The organism is Nonomuraea sp. NPDC049152 (genome assembly GCF_040648355.1).
In the GTDB taxonomy this organism is placed as follows: Bacteria; Actinomycetota; Actinomycetes; order Streptosporangiales; family Streptosporangiaceae; genus Nonomuraea.
Genome location: NZ_JBEZDO010000099.1, coordinates 1 through 1314 on the forward strand (window position 1 = coordinate 1; position 1314 = coordinate 1314).

Annotated in this window: 1 protein-coding gene; it reads left to right on the top strand. The window is 64.6% G+C overall.

Going from position 1 to position 1314, the window contains the following annotated elements:
- On the top strand, nucleotides 1–1314 hold a 1314-nt coding region (locus AB0B45_RS51495; protein WP_358146394.1), incomplete at its 5' end, for an L-serine ammonia-lyase.

Below are 1314 nucleotides of genomic sequence, written 5' to 3' on the forward strand. Positions count from 1 at the left end.
GGGCCGATGGCCGCCGCGCACAAGTTCGCCCGTGGGTTGCAGGCCGATGGGCTGTTGGAGCGGGTCGCGCGGGTGGAGGCGATCTTGTACGGCTCGCTCGGGCTGACCGGTAAGGGGCACGGCAGCGACAAGGCGGTGCTGCTGGGGCTGTCGGGGGACAAGCCGGAGCTGGTCGATGTGGACGGGGTGGAGGCGCGGCTGGCGCAGATGCGCGCCTCGGGCCGGATCACGTTGTTCGGCTCGCATGAGATTCCGTTCGTGGTGGGGGAGGATCTCGTCTTCGAGCGGAAGATCTCGTTGCCGGAGCATCCGAACGGGATGCGGTTCACCGCTTTCGACGCCGGGGGGCGTTCGTTGCGGGAGAAGGTGTATTTCTCGGTCGGTGGCGGGTTCGTGGTGGATGAGGGTGCCACGGGTGCTGATCGGATCAAGCCGGATGACACGGTGTTGCCGTATCCGTTCACGACGGCGGGGGAGTTGTTGAAGCATTGCTCCAACACGGGGTTGTCGATTTCGGGGTTGATGCTGGAGAACGAGAAGGCGTTCGGGCGCAGTGAGGCGGAGATCCGTGAGCAGATCTTGGTTCTGTGGCGGGTGATGTCGGAGTGTGTGCGGCGGGGGATCGGTAAGGAGGGGGTGTTGCCGGGTGGGTTGAAGGTCAAGCGGCGGGCTCATCAGTTGCATCGGCGGTTGCAGGCGGAGTCGGCGGAGCGGGATCCGTTGCATGCGATGGACTGGGTGGGGTTGTGGGCGTTGGCGGTCAATGAGGAGAACGCTGCTGGGGGGCGGATCGTGACGGCGCCGACGAATGGGGCGGCGGGCATTATTCCGGCGGTGATGACGTATTTCGCGCGGTTCGTGCCGGGTGCGGATGATGACGGGGTGGTGCGGTTCTTGTTGACGGCGGCGGCGGTGGGGGTGTTGTTCAAGGAGAACGCGTCGATCTCTGGTGCCGAGGTGGGGTGTCAGGGTGAGGTGGGTTCGGCGTGTTCGATGGCGGCTGCGGGGTTGACGGAGGTGTTGGGTGGGACGCCTGAGCAGGTGGAGAACGCGGCGGAGATCGGGATCGAGCACAATTTGGGGTTGACGTGTGATCCGATCGGGGGGTTGGTGCAGATTCCGTGTATTGAGCGGAATGCGGTGGCCTCGATCAAGGCGATCGCCGCGGCGCGGATCGCGATGCGGGGTGATGGTCAGCATTTCGTGTCGTTGGACAAGGCGATCAAGACGATGCGGGATACGGGTCGGGACATGTTGGACAAGTACAAGGAGACGTCGCGGGGTGGTTTGGCGGTCAACGTCATCGAGTGCTGA